This window comes from Streptomyces sp. NPDC039423, from assembly GCF_055598725.1.
Genome location: NZ_JBVKAH010000008.1, coordinates 27,001 through 42,550 on the forward strand (window position 1 = coordinate 27,001; position 15,550 = coordinate 42,550).

Sequence of the window (15,550 nt, forward strand, 5' to 3'; positions counted from 1 at the left end):
TCGCGCGGTGCAGTAGCGTCGGAGGCATCACTACCGAGAGAAGGCCTGATCCATGAACTTCGCACCGCTGCCCACCGTGGACGCCGCGTCGGTACCCGCAGACGCACTGGTGCTCGACGTCCGGGAGGACGACGAGTGGGCGGCCGGGCACGTCGAGGGCGCGCTGCACGTGCCGATGAGCGACTTCGTGGCCCGGTTCGGTGAGGTGACCGAGGCGGTCGCCGACGGGCGCCGAGCCTATGTGATGTGCCGGGTCGGCGGCCGGTCGGCGCAGGTGACCCAGTACCTGGTGCAGCAGGGCATCGACGCGGTGAACATCGACGGCGGGATGCTCGCCTGGGAGGGCGCCGGGCGCCCCATGGTCGCCGACAACGGCGGCGCCGCCTTCGTGCTGTAGCCGCCGGCGCGCTCGGCGCCCGGCGCCCGGCGCGCCGCGGCCGGCGCAGCCGGGGTGGCCGGCCAGGCCGGCCGACGCGCGCCCCCGGCCCTCCCGCGCACCTCGACCTGACGGCCTGTCAAGACCGAGCAGGTTCCAGGGGAACGGAAGGGGCGCGGGCACCACCCGGCTCAGCGGTCGAAGTCGAGCTCCACCTCCGGAGTGACCGGGTGCGACTGGCACGCCAGTACGTAACCCGCGTCGGTCTCCTCGCTCTCCAGGGCGTAGTTGCGGTCCATGCGGACCTCGCCGGTCACCAGGAACGCGCGGCAGGTGCCGCAGACGCCGCCCTTGCACGCGTACGGCGCGTCGGAGCGGCTGCGCAGGACCGTCTCCAGCAGCGACTCCCCTTCCTGGACCGGCCAGGTCCCGGACCGGCCGTCCAGGGTGGCGGTCAACGTGGCGTGCGCCGGCGCGGCGGCCGGCCGCACGGTCGTGGGGGCCGAGCCGTCGTCCACGTGGAAGATCTCCTGGTGGATGCGGCCGCGGTCCACCCCCAGGCCGCGCAGCGCCCGCTCGGCGCCGGTGACCAGGCCGAACGGCCCGCACAGGAACCAGCCGTCCACCTCGTCGACCGGCACCAGCGCGGGCAGCAGCCCGGTGAGCCGCTCCTGGTCCAGCCGCCCGGACGGCAGCCCCGACTGCTGCTCCTCCCGGGACAGCACCGTCACGAGCTGGAAGCGGTCGGGGTAGCGGTCCTTCAGGTCGGCTACCTCCTCCAGGAACATCGTGGAGGCGGCCGTACGGTCGCTGCGGATCAGGCAGAACCGGGCTTTCGGTTCGCGGGCCAGCAGGGTCGAGACCATGGACAGCACCGGGGTGATCCCGCTGCCGCCGACGACGGCCGCGAAGTGCCCGGGGCGGGGAGGCAGCAGGAACCGGCCCATCGGTTCCATCACCTCGACCGTGTGGCCGACCGCGAGCTCCTTCAGGGCGTACGTCGAGAACTCGCCGCCGTCGACGAGCCTGATGCCCACCCGGAGCACCGGGTCCTCGCCCTCGGGGGTCGCGGGGGAGCAGATCGAGTACGTACGGCGGATCTCCTCGCCGTCCGCGCCCTGGCGGCGCAGGGCGAGGTGCTGGCCGGGAACGTGGCGGAAGGTCTCGCGCAGCTCGGGCGGCACCGCGAAGGTGACGGCGACCGAGTCGTCCGTGAGCCGCTCGACGTCGCTCACCCGGAGCGGATGGAACATCTACAACTCCTTGAAGTGGTCGAACGGTTCACGGCAGGGGGTGCAGCGGCGCAGCGCCTTGCAGGCCGTCGAGGAGAAGCGGCTCAGCAGCTCCGTGTCGGTCGAGCCGCAGTGCGGGCAGCGGATGGCCAGCGTGACCGGCACGGGCCCGCCGCCGGCGCCCTGGTGGCGGGGCGGCGCGATGCCGAACTCGGCCAGCTTGCGGCGGCCCTCGTCGCTGATGTCGTCCGTCGACCAGGCCGGGGAGAGGACCGTGACCACGGAGACCTCGGGCACCCCGTGCTCATGGAGCACGCGCTCGATGTCCGAGGACATCGCCTCGATGGCGGGACACCCGGTGTAGGTGGGGGTCAGCTCGACCTTCACCCGGCCGGGGGCGAGGACCTCGACCCCCCGCAGGACGCCGAGCTCCTCCAGCGTCAGCACGGGCAGCTCCGGGTCCGGGACGGAGCCGGCCAGCCGGCTCAGCTCCTCCTCCAGCGCCGTCGTGCCGGCCGTGCCGGTCACCACGACGCCCCCGGGTGGCTGCGGTGCAGGTGCTGCATCTCGGCGAGCATCCGGCCGAAGCTTTCGGTGTGCAGGCCCTGGCGGCCCGCACCGGCGCTCCAGGCCCCCGTACGAGGGCCGTCGGGCACGGTGAGCGTGGCCCGCTCCAGGACCGCCGTCACCGACGCCAGCCAGTCGGACTCCAGCTCGGACCAGTCGACGTCCAGCCCCTCCAGAGGCTGGAACAGCTCGCCCGTGAAGCGCCACAGCGCCGTGCAGGCCCGCTGCATGCGCTCATGGCTCTCGGCGGTGCCGTCGCCGAGCCGCAGGGTCCACTGCTCGGCGTGGTCCTGGTGGTAGGCGACCTCCTTGACCGCCTTGGCGGCGAGACCGCTCAGTCCCTCGCCGCCGGTGTCACCGGTCGTGGCGGCCAGCCGGCCGTACAGCAGCCGCTGGTAGGTGGAGAAGTACAACTGCCGGGCGATGGTGTGGGCGAAGTCGCCGTTCGGCTGCTCGACCAGCTGGACGTTGCGGAACGCCCGCTCCTCGCGCAGGTACGCCAGCTCGTCCTCGTCACCGGCGAAGGACAGCAGCACCCGCGCCTGGCCGAGCAGGTCCAGCGCGATGTTGGCCAGCGCGACCTCCTCCTCCAGGACCGGGGCGTGGCCGGCCCACTCCCCCAGCCGCTGCGACAGCACCAGGGCGTCATCGCCGAGGGCGAGCGCCGCGGCGGTGTTCACGGTGGCGGTCACAGGTTCTTCACCCCTTCCGGCACCTCGTAGAACGTCGGGTGCCGGTAGGGCTTGTCGGCGGACGGCTCGAAGAACGGGTCCTTCTCGTCGGGCGAGGAGGCGGTGATCGCCGTGGACGGCACCACCCAGATGGAGACGCCCTCGCTCCGTCGCGTGTACAGGTCACGGGCGTTGCGCAGGGCCATCTGCGCGTCCGGTGCGTGCAGGCTTCCCGCGTGCGTGTGGGACAGCCCGCGGCGCGAGCGCACGAACACCTCCCACAGCGGCCAGTCGCTGGTCGTCATGCCGTCGCCTCCCCGTGCTTGGCCGCGTACGCCGCCGCGGCCTCCCTGACCCAGGCGCCGTCCTCGTGGGCGCGGCGGCGCTGGGTGATGCGCTGTTCGTTGCAGGGCCCGTTGCCCTTGAGGACCTCCCAGAACTCCGTCCAGTCGATCGGACCGAAGTCGTAGTGCCCCCGTTCCTCGTTCCACCGGAGGTCGGGGTCGGGGAGGGTGAGGCCCAGTGCCTCCGCCTGGGGCACACAGATGTCCACGAACCGCTGCCGCAGCTCGTCGTTGGAGTGCCGCTTGATCTTCCAGGCCATGGACTGCGCCGAGTGCGAGGACTCGTCGTCCGGCGGACCGAACATCATCAGCGACGGCCACCACCAGCGGTCCACCGCGTCCTGCGCCATCGCGTGCTGCTCCGGCGTCCCCCGGGACAGGGCGAGGAGCGACTCGTACCCCTGGCGCTGGTGGAACGACTCCTCCTTGCAGATCCGCACCATCGCGCGCGCGTACGGACCGTAGGAGCAGCGGCACAGCGGAACCTGGTTGGTGATCGCCGCGCCGTCCACCAGCCAGCCGATGGCGCCGACGTCGGCCCAGGTCAGCGTGGGGTAGTTGAAGATCGAGGAGTACTTCTGGCGGCCGGTGTGGAGCTTGTCGAGCAGCTCGTCGCGCCCGGTGCCGAGGGTCTCGGCGGCGCTGTAGAGGTACAGCCCGTGCCCGGCCTCGTCCTGCACCTTGGCCATGAGGATCGCCTTGCGGCGCAGCGAGGGCGCGCGGGTGATCCAGTTGGCCTCCGGCTGCATGCCGATGATTTCCGAGTGCGCGTGCTGCGCGATCTGCCGGACCAGCGTCGCGCGGTACGCCTCCGGCATCCAGTCACGCGGCTCGATCCGCTCTTCGGCGGCCACGGCGGCGTCGAACACCGCCTCGTACGCCTCCTGCGTGTCCGCAGTCACTGCCGTCATCGGGCCCCCTACCGACCGATCGTTCGGTTGAATGACTTCAATGGTGAGTCGGCGGCCCGTATGGTGTCAACCCTGTGGATAACTCCGGCGGATCGATGGGGAACGGGGAACGGGGCGGGATGGACTCGTACGACAAGGAGGCCGGTGCCCTCGGCCGGCGCGCCACCGGCCCGGAAGGCCCCGCCCCGGTGCCCCCGCCGGCCGGCAGCACACCGGCGCCGGCCACCGGCCCGGAATCCCGCCCCGAGGAAGGCTCCGTCCCGGCCCCGGGGCGCCCCACCGCATCCACGGCCGCCGACTGCGCCGACCGGGCGACCCCCCGGGTCCCGGCGCCGCCCGGCGCCCCGGACGACGGGGCGGCGGACGGAGCGGCCCCCGCCGGCGCGGCGGCGCTGTCGTTGCCGTACCAGGTCGTGGCGGCCGTCTCGCTCGCCGTCATCGGGATGTTCGCCTGCCTCCACCTGGCCATGACGTTCCTGCACGTGGCGCCGTCGAACACGCTCACCAAGCAGCACGGTGAGGCCGTGGACGACTGGGTCTTCCCCGAGTTCGAGCAGAACTGGAAGCTCTTCGCCCCCAATCCGCTCCAGCAGAACATCGCCGTCCACGTCCGGGCCGAGGTGGTGGAGGGCGACGGGGACCGGCGGACCACCGGCTGGATCGACCTCTCCGCCGACGACGGCGAGGCCATCCGGGGCAACCTCCTGCCCAGCCATGTGAACCAGAACGAGCTCCGCCGGGGCTGGGACTTCTACGTGAACTCGCACACCGACGACAACCGCCCCCACGGCATGCGCGGGCAGCTCTCCGAGCGCTACGTCCGGCGCATCGCCATGCTGCGGCTCGAGGCCCACCACCTGGGCGGCAGGATCGAGCGGATACAGATGCGCTCCGCCACGAAGGGCGTCGAGGCTCCGGTGTGGAGCGACGAGAAGGCCGACACCCGGACCTACTACCGGGTGCTGCCCTGGTGGACCGTGACCGCGGCGGACCTGCCCGGTGGCATCAGCGGCGGCCGTACGGAGGCGGAGAAGTGAACCGGAGCAGCGCCCCCACGCCCACCCCGTCGGCCGGCACCCCCGCCCCGGCCCCCGCCCCCGGCACCCCGCCGTCCGGCGCCCGGGCGCACCGGACGCGGCCCCCGGGCGCCGAGCCGGTGGACCGCCGGCTCGCCCGCGCCGTGCGGCGCGTCACCGGGACCGCCCTCGGCCCGTACCAGGCCGCCGTCGTGCGCATCGGCTTCTCCGCCGCGTGGCTGCTGTTCCTGCTGTGCGAGTTCCCCCGCCGCCACGAGCTGTACGGGCCGGACGGCCCCTGGTCGTGGGACATGGGCCAGCAGCTCATCGCCAACAACCACGCGTTCACGGTCCTGATGTGGTCGGACAGCCCGCTCTGGTTCGAGACCGTGTACGCGCTCGCGGTCCTGTCCGGCGTCCTGCTGCTGGTCGGCTGGCGCACCCGCACCATGTCGGTGCTGTTCATGGTGGGCGTGCTGTCGCTCCAGAACCGCTCGATCTTCATGGGCGACGGCGGGGACAACGTCATCCACCTGATGGCGATCTACCTCGTCCTGACCCGGTGCGGCCGGGTCTGGTCCCTCGACGCGCGCCGTGCCGCCCGCCCCGGGGCCGGGCGCGACCCGCTGGGTCCGGTCCTCTGGGGGGCCCTCGCCCTGGGGCTGGTGGCGACGACGCTGTTCCTCGACCGCACCGGTGAGCCATGGCTCCTGGTGCTGCTGTGGCTGCTGTGGGCCGCGCAGGGGGTGTGGTGGCTGGTGTGCCGGTACGCCCCGGGCGAGCCCCGCCTCCTGGCCGACGTCATCGCCAACCTCGTCCACAACGCCACCCTGGGCGTGATCATGGCCGAGGTGTGCCTGATCTACGCCACGGCCGGCTGGTACAAGATCCAGGGATCGCGCTGGCAGGACGGCACCGCGCTGTACTACCCGCTCAAGCTGGACTACTTCACCCCCTGGCCGTTCCTGTCCGACCTGTTCGCCGCCAGTGGCGTGATGGTCATGGTCCTCACCTACGGCACGGTGATCGTGCAGGTCGCCTTCCCCTTCACGCTGTTCAACCGGAAGGTCAAGAACGTCCTGCTGGTGGCGATGATGCTGGAGCACGCGGGCATCGCGCTGCTGCTCGGGCTGCCGTTCTTCTCCCTCGCCATGATCGCCGCCGATGCCGTCTTCCTGCCCACGGTGTTCCTGCTCCGGCTGGGCGCCGGTGTCCGGCGCGGCCGGGACCGGCTGCTGTCGCGCGCCGGGCGGGAGCCGTCGCGGCAGCGGCCCGGCATCGAGGAGGACGCCCCCCGTACCCTCGTGGGGTGAGCAGCGAGACCCCACTCCAGTACGACGACGGCTACGGCACCGAGGTCGGCGTCGGCCCGCACCCCCGGCCCTGGCCGGAGGACGAGCGGTACGACCCCGAGCTGCTCGCCGACGGCGACCGGCGGAACGTCGTCGACCGCTACCGGTACTGGCGGCGGGAGGCGATCGTCGCCGACCTGGACACCCGCCGCCATGACTTCCACGTGGCCGTGGAGAACTGGGGCCACGACTTCAACATCGGGTCCGTCGTCCGGACCGCCAACGCCTTTCTGGCGAACCAGGTCCACATCGTCGGCCGGCGGCGCTGGAACCGGCGCGGCGCCATGGTCACCGACCGCTACCAGCACGTGCGCCACCACCCGGACACCGAGTCGCTGACCGCCTGGGCGGCGGCCGAGGGGCTGCCGATCATCGGGATCGACAACCTCCCCGGCGCCGTGCCGCTGGAGCGCACGGAGCTGCCGCGCCGCTGCGTCCTGCTGTTCGGGCAGGAAGGGCCGGGCCTCACGGAGGAGGCCCGCGCGCACGCGACGATGGTCTGCTCGATCGCCCAGTTCGGCTCCACCCGCTCCATCAACGCGGGCGCGGCCGCGGCGATCGCCATGCACGCCTGGGTGCAGCGGTACGCGGAGATCTCCTCCCGGGACACGGGCCCGGGAGGAGCACCGGCAGGGGCCTGACCCCGGGCCGCCGCTACGCGGGGCGGCGCACCTCGACCACCCGGAAGCGGTTGGCCACGAAGGCGCTGTCGCACAGGGCGGCGTTGGCCGCCGGGTTGCCGCCCGAGCCGTGGAAGTCGGAGAACGCCGCGGTCTGGTTGACGTACACCCCGCCCGTGAGGTTCAGCGAGAGCTGGGCCGACTCCTCCAGGCAGACCTCCTCGACCGCGCGCTCCACGTCCGGCGAGGTCGTGTACGCGCCGACCGTCATCGCGCCCTTCTCGCGCACCGTGCGCCGCAGCAGCTCCAGGGCGTCGGTGGCCGACTCGACCGATACGGCGAAGGCGACCGGGCCGAAGCACTCGGACATGTACGCCGCCTCCGCGTCCGGCTTGGAGCCGTCCAGCTTGAGCAGCACGGGCGTCCGGACGACGGCATCGGGGAAGTCGGGGTTGGCGACCTCCCGCGAGGCCAGCGCTACCTCACCGAGCCCGGCGGCCGCTTCCAGCCGGGCCTTCACGTCCGGGTTGACGATCGCGCCCAGCAGGGCGTTGGCCCGGGCGTCGTCGCCGAGCAGTCCGTCCACCGCGGCCGCGAGGTCGGCGACCACCTCGTCGTACGACTTGGGGCCGGCGTCCGTGGCGATGCCGTCGCGGGGGATCAGCAGGTTCTGCGGGGTGGTGCACATCTGGCCGCTGTACAGGGACAGCGAGAAGGCCAGGTTGGACAGCATGCCCTTGTAGTCGTCGGTCGAGTCCACGACGACCGTGTTCACGCCTGCCTTCTCGGTGTACACCTGCGCCTGCCGGGCGTTGGCCTCCAGCCAGTCGCCGAAGGACGTGGAGCCCGTGTAGTCGATGATCCGGATCTCCGGGCGGACGGCCAGGTCCTTGGCGATGCCCTCGCCGGGCCGCTCGACGGCCAGCGCGACCAGGTTCGGGTCGAAGCCGGCCTCGGCCAGCACCTCACGCGCCACCCGGACCGTCAGCGCCAGCGGGAGCACCGCGCGGGGGTGCGGCTTGACCAGGACCGGGTTGCCGGTGGCCAGCGAGGCGAACAGACCCGGGTAGCCGTTCCACGTCGGGAAGGTGTTGCAGCCGATCAGCAGCGAGATGCCGCGCGGCACCGCCGTGAACGCCTTGCGCAGCTCCAGCGGGTCCCGCTTGCCCTGCGGCTTGGACCAGTCGGCCGTCACCGGGGTGCGGACCTGCTCCGCGTACGCGTACGCCACCGCCTCCAGGCCGCGGTCCTGCGCGTGCGGCCCGCCCGCCTGGAACGCCATCATGAACGCCTGACCGCTGGTGTGCATCACCGCGTGCGCGAACTCGTGGGTCCGCGCGCTGATGCGGGCCAGGATTTCCAGGCAGACCAGGGCGCGGGTCTCGGGACCGGCGTCCCGCCAGGCGCCCATGCCCGCGCGCATGGCGGGCAGCAGGACGTCCACGTCGGCGTGCGGGTACTCGACGCCCAGCTCCGGGCCGTACGGCGAGACCTCGCCGCCGGTCCAGCCGTCCGTACCCGGCTGGTCCAGGTCGAAGCGGGCGCCGAGGGTGGACTTGTGGGCTTCGAGGCCGTCGGACGCGCTCAGCGAGCCGTTCTCCCCGTACGCCTTCGGGTGCTCGGGGTGCGGGGACCAGTAGGCCCGCGTGCGGATGGCTTCGAGGGCCTGTTCCAGCGTGGAGCGGTGCCTCTCGGTCAGGTGGTCGGTGGTGAGCTGAGCGGCGGCCATGGCGGACCAACTCCTCGTCGAGCTGGGCAGGGACAGGCGGACAGGGCTAGAGTAACCGAACGATCGGTCGGGACAAGGGGGCCTCCCGAACCTGTGGACGACTCATCGGGGAGGATCACTGTCATGACCGACAACATGGCCATCGAGCGGAGCCGTACCGTCGCCGTCGTGGGCACCGGCACGATGGGGCAGGGGATCGCACAGGTCGCGCTGGTCGCGGGCCACCCGGTACGCCTCCACGACACCGTGCCCGGCCGTGCCCACGAGGCCGCCGAGGCGATCACCGCACGGCTCGGCCGGCTCGTCGAGAAGGGCCGGATGTCGCCCGGGGAGCGGGACGCGGCGGCCGGCCGCCTCCACCCGGCCGAGAGCCTCGCCGACCTCGCCGACGCCGCTCTGGTGATCGAGGCGGTCGTGGAACGGCTCTCCGTCAAGCAGGAGCTGTTCACCGAGCTGGAGAAGATCGTCGCCGACGACTGCCTGCTCGCCACCAACACCTCCTCCCTGTCCGTCACCGCCATCGCCGGGCCGCTGCGCGAACCCGGCCGGTTCGTCGGCCTCCACTTCTTCAACCCCGCGCCGCTCCTCCCGCTCGTCGAGGTCGTCAGCGGCTTCGCCACCGACGAAGGGGCCGCCACGCGCGCGTACGCCACCGCCGCCGAGTGGGGGAAGACACCGGTGCGCTGCGCCGACACCCCCGGCTTCATCGTCAACCGCATCGCCCGCCCCTTCTACGCCGAGGCGCTGCGCCTGTACGAGGAGCGGGCCGCCGACCCCGCCACCATCGACGCCGTCCTGCGCGAGTGCGGCGGTTTCCGGATGGGCCCGTTCGAGCTGACCGACCTGATCGGACAGGACGTCAACGAGGCCGTTACCCGGTCCGTCTGGGACGCTTTCCACCAGGACCCGAAGTTCACCCCCTCGCTCGCGCAGCGGCGCCTGGTCGAGTCGGGGCGCCTGGGCCGCAAGACGGGCCGGGGCTGGTACGCGTACGCCGACGGCGCCGAGCGGCCCGCACCCCGGACCGAGGCCCCCGCCCCCGCGCCCGTGAAAGTCGGCGTCCACGGCACCCTCGGCCACGCCGAGCCGCTCGTCGGCATGATCGAGGAAGCGGGCATCAAGGTCCGGCGCCACAAGCGCGGCAACCACATCCTCCTGCCGGGCGGCGGTCACCTCACCCTCGCGGACGGCGAAGCGGTCTTCGAGTACGAGGGCGAGGAGATCATCTACTTCGACCTCGCCCACGACTACACGACCGCCACCCGGATCGCTCTCGCCACCGCCCCGACCACCTCGCCCGAGACCCTCCAGGAGGCCGTCGGCCTCTTCCAGGCCCTCGGCAAGGACGTCACCGTGATCGGCGACGTCCCGGGCATGATCGTCGCCCGTACCGTCGCGATGCTGGTCGACCTCGCCGTGGACGCCGCCGACCGCGGCGTCGCCTCGGCCGAGGACATCGACACCGCCATGCGCCTCGGCGTGAACTACCCCTTCGGGCCCTTCGAGTGGGCGGCCCTGCTCGGCTACGAGAAGATCGCCGATCTGCTCGACGCCCTCCACACGCGTTACCCGGCCGGCCGCTACGCACCCTGCCTCGGCGTCATGCGCCGCCAGTACGAGGAGCGCGCCGTGCGGGACGCGCGGGCCATGACGAAGGACCGGGACAGCCGATGACCACCGCCAAGCGGGACACCTACACCCCCGAGACCCTGCTCTCCGTCGCCGTCCAGGTCTTCAACGAGCGCGGCTACGACGGCACCTCCATGGAGCACCTCTCCAAGGCGGCCGGCATCTCCAAGTCCTCGATCTACCACCATGTGGCGGGCAAGGAGGAGCTGCTGCGCCGGGCCGTCAGCCGGGCGCTCGACGGCCTCTTCGCGGTCCTCGACGAGCCGGGCGCCACCGGCGGACGGGCCATCGAGCAGGTCGAGTACGTCACCCGGCGCACCGTCGAGGTCCTGATGGACGAGCTGCCGTACGTGACGCTGCTGCTGCGCGTACGGGGCAACACCAAGACCGAGCGGTGGGCCCTGGAGCGCCGCCGCGAGTTCGACCACCGGGTCGCCGACCTGCTCAAGGCGGCCGCCGCCGACGGCGACCTGCGCGCGGACGTGGACATACGGCTGGCCACCCGGCTGCTCTTCGGCATGGTCAACTCCCTGGTGGAGTGGTACCGGCCCCAGCCGGGGGGCGAGGCCGAGCGCCGGCAGGTCGTGGACACCGTGGTCCACCTGGCCTTCGACGGGCTGCGCACCAGCCGCTGACCGCCCGGTACCGGCCGGGCGGGGGCCGGGGCGCGGGGAACGCACCGGCCCCGCCCGGTTCAGACCTCGTCGGTCAGGGCCCGCCGGTTGAGGTCGGTCTCCTCGAAGACCAGCAGCGTGCGTGTGGACAGCACCTCCGGAATCGCCTGGAGCTTGGTCAGCACCAGCTCCCGCAGCGTGCGGTTGTCCGGCGTGTGCACCAGCAGCAGCACGTCGAAGTCCCCGCTCACCAGGGCGATATGCGCCGCCCCCGGCAGCGCCTGGAGCTGCTCGCGGACCGTGCGCCAGGAATTCTGGACGATCTTGAGCGTGATGTACGCGGAGGCGCCCTGACCCGCCCGCTCGTGGTTCACGCGGGCGCTGAAACCCCGGATCACCCCATCCTCGATGAGCCGGTTGATCCGCGCGTACGCGTTGGCGCGTGACACATGGACGCGATCGGCCACGGAGCGTATCGAGGCGCGGCCGTCCGTCTGGAGGATGCGGAGGATGTCGCGGTCGATCGCGTCGAGCGGCCGCGGCGCCACCTGGTGTTCACCGGCCGGCTGCCCCTGCTCCCTGCCGTCGGCCATTTGTTCAGCTCCCACGTCCCCCCGCCTCTCCTCCATGGACGACCTGTCTCTATCCCAGGCTGTGGAGAACCGTTTGTCCACAGACCGAAGGCGCCTGTAGCCAAAATGCCGCCACGACCGAACAATCGGTAGGTGAGGCGCGTCACAGTCGCGCCGCCCTTCGGGTCTTATGCCCGCTCCCATGAGGAGGTGCTGTCATGACGGTCCAAGAGCTGCCCGGTGCCGCCCCCTACCGGCCCACCCCGCCGCCGGCGTGGAAGCCGCGTACCGACCCCGCACCGCTGCTCCCGGACCCCGAGCCGTACCGGGTGCTGGGCACGGACGGCGCGGCCGGCTTCCCGCCCGAGCTGCTGCGCCGGCTGTACGCCGAGCTGGTGCGCGGCCGCCGGTACAACACGCAGGCGACGGCCCTCACCAAGCAGGGCAGGCTGGCGGTCTACCCGTCGAGCACCGGCCAGGAGGCGTGCGAGGTCGCCGCCGCCCTGGTGCTGGAGGACCGGGACTGGCTCTTCCCGTCGTACCGGGACACCCTCGCCGCCGTGGCGCGGGGCCTCGACCCCGTCCAGGCCCTCACCCTGCTCCGTGGCGACTGGCACACCGGCTACGACCCGCACGAGCACCGGATCGCGCCGCTGAGCACCCCGCTCGCCACCCAGCTGCCGCACGCGGTGGGCCTGGCGCACGCGGCCCGTCTCAAGGGCGACGACGTGGTGGCCCTGGCCCTGGTCGGCGACGGCGGCACCAGCGAGGGCGACTTCCACGAGGCGCTGAACTTCGCGGCCGTGTGGCAGGCCCCGGTGGTCTTCCTCGTGCAGAACAACGGCTTCGCGATCTCCGTGCCGCTCGCCAAGCAGACCGCCGCACCCTCCCTGGCCCACAAGGCCGTGGGGTACGGCATGCCGGGCCGGCTGGTCGACGGCAATGACGCGGCGGCCGTGCACCAGGTGCTTTCCGAGGCGGTCGCCAAGGCCCGGCGCGGCGGCGGTCCCACGCTCGTCGAAGCCGTGACCTACCGCATCGACGCCCACACCAACGCCGACGACGCCACCCGGTACCGGGGCGACGGCGAGGTGGAGGCCTGGCGGGCCCACGACCCGATCCGGCTGCTGGAGCGCGAGCTGACCGAGCGCGGCCTCCTCGACGAGGAGGGTGTGCGGCAGGCGGCCGAGGACGCCGAGACGATGGCCGCGCGGCTGCGGGAGCGGATGAACGCGGACGCCGAACTCGACCCGATGGACCTGTTCGCGCACGTCTACGCCGAGCAGACCGCACAACTGCGCGAGCAGGCCGCCCAGCTGCGTGCCGAGCTCGACGCCGAGGGTGATGCCTGATGACGACCGTGGCCAACGCGGTGACCAAGCCCGCGGCCAAGCCCGCCACCATGGCGCAGGCCCTCCAGCGCGCCATGCGCGACGCCATGGCAGAGGACCCGACGGTCCACGTCATGGGAGAGGACGTCGGCACGCTCGGCGGCGTCTTCCGGGTGACCGACGGGCTCGCCAAGGAGTTCGGCGAGGACCGCTGCACGGACACGCCCCTCGCCGAGGCGGGCATCCTCGGCACGGCCGTCGGCATGGCGATGTACGGGCTGCGGCCGGTCGTCGAGATGCAGTTCGACGCCTTCGCCTACCCCGCGTTCGAGCAGCTCCTCAGCCATGTCGCCAAGATGCGCAACCGCACCCGGGGCGCGATGCCGCTCCCCATCGTGGTGCGTGTGCCGTACGGCGGCGGGATCGGCGGCGTCGAGCACCACAGCGACTCGTCCGAGGCGTACTACATGGCGACTCCGGGGCTCCATGTCGTCACGCCCGCGACGGTCGCCGACGCCTACGGGCTGCTGCGGGCGGCCATCGCCTCCGACGACCCGGTCGTCTTCCTGGAGCCGAAGCGGCTGTACTGGTCGAAGGCCCAGTGGTCGCCCGAAGCACCCGACCCGGTCGAGCCGATAGGGCGGGCGGTGGTGCGCAGGACCGGCCGCAGCGCCACCCTCATCACGTACGGGCCGTCCCTGCCCGTCTGCCTGGAGGCCGCCGAGGCCGCGCAGGCGGAGGGCTGGGACCTGGAGGTCGTCGACCTCCGGTCGCTGGTGCCCTTCGACGACGAGACGGTCTGCGCGTCGGTGCGGCGCACCGGGCGGGCGATCGTGGTCCACGAGTCGTCCGGCTTCGGCGGGCCGGGCGGGGAGATCGCCGCCCGTGTCGGCGAGCGGTGCTTCCACCACCTGGAGGCGCCCGTGCTGCGGGTGGCCGGCTTCGACATCCCCTACCCGCCGCCGATGCTGGAGCGGCACCACCTGCCGGGCGTGGACCGGATCCTGGACGCCGTGGCGCGACTGCAGTGGGAGGCACAGAGCTGATGGCCCAGGTGCTGGAGTTCAAGCTGCCGGACCTCGGCGAAGGCCTGACCGAGGCGGAGATCGTGCGCTGGCTGGTGGACGTCGGGGACGTCGTCGCCATCGACCAGCCGGTGGTCGAGGTCGAGACGGCCAAGGCCATGGTCGAGGTGCCGTGCCCCTACGGGGGCGTGGTCACCGCGCGGTACGGCGAGGAGGGCACGGAGCTGCCCGTCGGCGCCCCCCTGCTGACCGTGGCGGTGGGCGCGACGTCCGCGCCGGACGGCTCCCCGGGCGCGTCCGGGGTCGCCGGCGCCTCCGCGTCCGCGTCCCCGGACAGCTCCGCTGCCTCGGGTGCAACGGGTGGCTCGGGTTCGCCGGCGGCGTCCGGAGCGGCGTCCTCCGGTGCTTCCGGTGCCTCCGCCGAGGGCTCCGGGAACGTGCTCGTGGGGTACGGCACGGCCGCCCCCGCGGCCCGCAGGCGACGGGTGCGCAGGGAGACGGCCCCCGTCGCTCCGGCCCCCGCCGCGCCCGCGCGGGCGGTCCTCACGGCACCGGCGGCGGCGCCCGCACCCGTGAGCCCCGCGGCCGCCGACGGCCCGGTCCCGGTGATCTCACCGCTCGTGCGGAAGCTGGCCCGGGAGAAGGGCGTCGACCTGCGGCAGTTGCGCGGGTCGGGACCCGAGGGGCTGATCCTGCGCGCCGACGTGGAGCGGGCGGTCACCGAGGCCGCCGCCGCGCCCGTGCCCGCGCCCGCGGCCGTCCCCGCACCGGTGGCGGCGCGGACCGGTGCCGGCGCCGGTGAGCGGATCCCGTTGCGCGGCGTGCGCGGCTCGGTCGCCGACAAGCTGACCCGCAGCCGGAACGAGATCCCCGACGCCACGTGCTGGGTGGACGCGGACGCGACCGAGCTGATGGCCGCACGGGCCGCGATGAACGCGGCCGGGGGCCCCAAGGTCTCCCTGCTGGCCCTCCTCGCCCGCATCTGCACCGCCGCGCTCGCCCGTCACCCCGAGCTCAACTCCCGGGTGGACATGGCCGCGCGGGAGATCGTGCGCCTGCCCGAGGTGCACCTGGGCTTCGCCGCGCAGACCGACCGCGGCCTGGTCGTGCCGGTCGTCCGGGACGCCCACGGCCGCACGGCGGAGTCCCTCACGGCGGAGTTCGCCCGCCTGACGGAGGCGGCCAGGGCGGGCACGCTGACGCCCGCCGACCTGACCGGCGGGACGTTCACGCTGAACAACTACGGCGTGTTCGGGGTCGACGGCTCGACGCCGATCATCAACCACCCCGAGGCGGCGATGCTGGGCGTCGGCCGGATCATTCCCAAGCCGTGGGTGCACAACGGCGAACTGGCCGTCCGGCAGGTCGTCCAGCTCTCGCTGACCTTCGACCACCGGGTGTGCGACGGAGGGACGGCGGGCGGCTTCCTCCGCTACGTGGCGGACTGCGTGGAGCAGCCGGCGGTGCTGCTGCGGACGCTCTGACGGCCCATCGGTCCGGGCCGGGGGCCTGAGCCCCCGGCCCCGGGCCGCCCCGGCGGCGGACGGCGGCCACCGCCTGG

General features: G+C 73.0%; 16 protein-coding genes. 9 read left to right on the plus strand and 7 right to left on the minus strand.

Going from position 1 to position 15,550, the window contains the following annotated elements:
* Positions 1-52 precede the first annotated feature (52 nt).
* Entirely contained in the window at positions 53-397 is a 345-nt protein-coding gene (locus ACZ7LK_RS24320) for a rhodanese-like domain-containing protein (protein ID WP_392275661.1), read from the plus strand.
* A 170-nt stretch (positions 398-567) separates the two neighbouring features.
* Here the strand turns inward: ACZ7LK_RS24320 and ACZ7LK_RS24325 are convergent, their stop codons facing one another.
* Genes ACZ7LK_RS24325 through paaA form a run of 5 tightly spaced genes read right to left on the minus strand, consistent with a single transcriptional unit; the run spans position 568 to position 4,101 of the window.
* Positions 568-1,629: a 2Fe-2S iron-sulfur cluster-binding protein gene (locus ACZ7LK_RS24325; RefSeq protein ID WP_392275660.1), complete on the minus strand. Its 1,062-nt coding sequence runs from the start codon at positions 1,627-1,629 to the stop codon at positions 568-570.
* The gene (gene paaD / locus ACZ7LK_RS24330; protein WP_471143284.1) at positions 1,630-2,139 is read right to left on the minus strand and encodes a 1,2-phenylacetyl-CoA epoxidase subunit PaaD; all 510 of its coding nucleotides are present in this window, start codon (positions 2,137-2,139) and stop codon (positions 1,630-1,632) included.
* Positions 2,133-2,867: a 1,2-phenylacetyl-CoA epoxidase subunit PaaC gene (gene paaC / locus ACZ7LK_RS24335; protein ID WP_471143286.1), complete on the minus strand. Its 735-nt coding sequence runs from the start codon at positions 2,865-2,867 to the stop codon at positions 2,133-2,135. The genes paaD and paaC overlap by 7 nt, the downstream gene beginning before the upstream one ends.
* Positions 2,864-3,151 (minus strand): 1,2-phenylacetyl-CoA epoxidase subunit PaaB, encoded by a 288-nt coding sequence (gene paaB, locus ACZ7LK_RS24340; protein WP_392275657.1) that lies wholly within the window; start codon positions 3,149-3,151, stop codon positions 2,864-2,866. Before paaB ends, paaC begins: the two co-directional genes overlap by 4 nt.
* Positions 3,148-4,101 carry a 1,2-phenylacetyl-CoA epoxidase subunit PaaA gene (gene paaA, locus ACZ7LK_RS24345; RefSeq protein WP_392275656.1) on the minus strand — a complete coding sequence of 318 codons (954 nt, stop codon included), beginning with the start codon at positions 4,099-4,101 and terminating at the stop codon, positions 3,148-3,150. The genes paaB and paaA overlap by 4 nt, the downstream gene beginning before the upstream one ends.
* 119 nt (positions 4,102-4,220) lie before the next feature.
* Here paaA and ACZ7LK_RS24350 point away from each other — a divergent pair, with 119 nt between their 5' ends.
* The 3 genes from ACZ7LK_RS24350 to ACZ7LK_RS24360 are packed head-to-tail and all read left to right on the plus strand — an operon-like array spanning position 4,221 to position 7,110.
* Positions 4,221-5,138, plus strand: a complete 918-nt coding sequence (locus ACZ7LK_RS24350) for a DUF5819 family protein (protein WP_471143289.1) — start codon at positions 4,221-4,223, stop codon at positions 5,136-5,138.
* The gene (locus ACZ7LK_RS24355) at positions 5,135-6,430 is read left to right on the plus strand and encodes an HTTM domain-containing protein (RefSeq protein ID WP_471143291.1); all 1,296 of its coding nucleotides are present in this window, start codon (positions 5,135-5,137) and stop codon (positions 6,428-6,430) included. The genes ACZ7LK_RS24350 and ACZ7LK_RS24355 overlap by 4 nt, the downstream gene beginning before the upstream one ends.
* Positions 6,427-7,110, plus strand: a complete 684-nt coding sequence (locus ACZ7LK_RS24360; protein WP_392275653.1) for a TrmH family RNA methyltransferase — start codon at positions 6,427-6,429, stop codon at positions 7,108-7,110. The genes ACZ7LK_RS24355 and ACZ7LK_RS24360 overlap by 4 nt, the downstream gene beginning before the upstream one ends.
* A 13-nt stretch (positions 7,111-7,123) precedes the next feature.
* On the opposite strand, the gene paaN is transcribed toward ACZ7LK_RS24360, so the two are convergent.
* Positions 7,124-8,818, minus strand: coding sequence for a phenylacetic acid degradation protein PaaN (gene paaN / locus ACZ7LK_RS24365; protein WP_392275652.1), 1,695 nt, complete (start codon positions 8,816-8,818; stop codon positions 7,124-7,126).
* Positions 8,819-8,941: 123 nt separating this feature from the next.
* Here paaN and ACZ7LK_RS24370 point away from each other — a divergent pair, with 123 nt between their 5' ends.
* Both ACZ7LK_RS24370 and ACZ7LK_RS24375 read left to right on the plus strand, forming a co-directional pair.
* Positions 8,942-10,492, plus strand: a complete 1,551-nt coding sequence (locus tag ACZ7LK_RS24370) for a 3-hydroxyacyl-CoA dehydrogenase (RefSeq protein ID WP_471143295.1) — start codon at positions 8,942-8,944, stop codon at positions 10,490-10,492.
* Positions 10,489-11,082: a TetR/AcrR family transcriptional regulator gene (locus ACZ7LK_RS24375; RefSeq protein WP_469463563.1), complete on the plus strand. Its 594-nt coding sequence runs from the start codon at positions 10,489-10,491 to the stop codon at positions 11,080-11,082. The genes ACZ7LK_RS24370 and ACZ7LK_RS24375 overlap by 4 nt, the downstream gene beginning before the upstream one ends.
* Positions 11,083-11,141: 59 nt before the next feature.
* On the opposite strand, the gene ACZ7LK_RS24380 is transcribed toward ACZ7LK_RS24375, so the two are convergent.
* Positions 11,142-11,654 carry an Lrp/AsnC family transcriptional regulator gene (locus ACZ7LK_RS24380; RefSeq protein WP_392275709.1) on the minus strand — a complete coding sequence of 171 codons (513 nt, stop codon included), beginning with the start codon at positions 11,652-11,654 and terminating at the stop codon, positions 11,142-11,144.
* 197 nt (positions 11,655-11,851) lie between these two features.
* Here ACZ7LK_RS24380 and pdhA point away from each other — a divergent pair, with 197 nt between their 5' ends.
* Genes pdhA through ACZ7LK_RS24395 form a run of 3 tightly spaced genes read left to right on the plus strand, consistent with a single transcriptional unit; the run spans position 11,852 to position 15,473 of the window.
* Positions 11,852-12,985, plus strand: a complete 1,134-nt coding sequence (gene pdhA, locus ACZ7LK_RS24385; protein WP_469463564.1) for a pyruvate dehydrogenase (acetyl-transferring) E1 component subunit alpha — start codon at positions 11,852-11,854, stop codon at positions 12,983-12,985.
* Entirely contained in the window at positions 12,985-14,010 is a 1,026-nt protein-coding gene (locus tag ACZ7LK_RS24390) for an alpha-ketoacid dehydrogenase subunit beta (protein ID WP_392275648.1), read from the plus strand. The genes pdhA and ACZ7LK_RS24390 overlap by 1 nt, the downstream gene beginning before the upstream one ends.
* Complete coding sequence (locus ACZ7LK_RS24395) at positions 14,010-15,473, plus strand: dihydrolipoamide acetyltransferase family protein (protein WP_471143298.1); 1,464 nt, start codon at positions 14,010-14,012, stop codon at positions 15,471-15,473. Before ACZ7LK_RS24390 ends, ACZ7LK_RS24395 begins: the two co-directional genes overlap by 1 nt.
* Positions 15,474-15,550: the final 77 nt, after the last annotated feature.